This window comes from Neisseria sp. P0021.S006, from assembly GCF_051956895.1.
The window spans coordinates 1-948 of the sequence record NZ_JBQCWZ010000520.1 but is presented as its reverse complement, the minus strand read 5'-3'; the positions used below and the strand labels follow the sequence as shown (position 1 = coordinate 948).

General features: G+C 57.4%; 1 protein-coding gene and 1 pseudogene. Both read right to left on the bottom strand.

Annotated features, from left to right (window positions below):
* Window positions 1-416 (bottom strand): annotated as a pseudogene (locus ACTHUM_RS15420) (S49 family peptidase); the annotation flags it as partial.
* 54 nt (window positions 417-470) lie between these two features.
* On the bottom strand, window positions 471-948 hold a 478-nt coding region (locus ACTHUM_RS15415), incomplete at its 5' end, for a lysozyme inhibitor LprI family protein (protein ID WP_440403342.1).

Below are 948 nucleotides of genomic sequence, written 5' to 3'. Positions count from 1 at the left end.
TCGTTAAAGGCCGTGTTGGACACGACAGGCGAACCGCCGGGGCTGTTGGCGCGGATGATGATGGCCTTAGCGTTGCCGTTCGCGTAGGCGGCTTCCATGCTGTCGCGCAGGATTTGGACTTGGTCGTCGATGTCGTTGCCGATTTCGCCGGTCAGGTCGATAACGGCGGTGTGTTCACTGCGGGCATGGATACTTGTGGTTTTTCCTTCTTCTTCTGCGAAGCCGAAGATCAGGCTGAGGAAGATGAGGACGGCGACACCGCGCCAGATATTGCGCCAAATACGGGCGCGGCGCTGTTCTTGGTAGGCGGCGAGGAGGACTTCGCGCAGGGTGTTGCGCTCCCAGTTGTCGACGGGTGTGGAGGCTGAAGAGGGTGTGTTTTGGGCATCGCCTTCACGGTGGATTCGGTATTGCATGATGTGATGTGCTTTCTTGTGGGCCGTCTGAATGTTCAGACGGCCTTATCGGTTTTAGTTGATGGAATAGCCGCGCAGGTATTGCGTACGTTCGCGGGTCATGCGTGTTTCACACTGCAGGCGCAGGTATTCTGCTTGCGCGGCGTTGTCTGCGGACGCGGCGGCTTGTTGGCAGTTGAGTTTTTTGCTTTGAATCCAGGTGCGTTGTTCGCCGAGGATTTGTTGTTTGACATCGCTGTCCATGCCGCCCCAGAGGTCGTTGATCTCGCCGTCTGCCTGACGGTTTTGCGCGCGCGCGTTGTCGAGCTCGCTTTGGCTGAGGCCGGGTGGCTCGTTGCGCGGAGTTTCACGGTCAGGACGCAGGACTTCGTAGTCTGAATTATCGTCATCATCGGTCAAGCCGACAGCTTGGCTGGCGGCGTTGTTTTCAAGGATGTCTTGCGGATCAATAGTCGGTGGCTCTTCCGTGTTTGGGTTTTGCAGCAGCTTGATGGCCTGCTCTTTGGATACGGGTTTGCCGTCTATCATGACG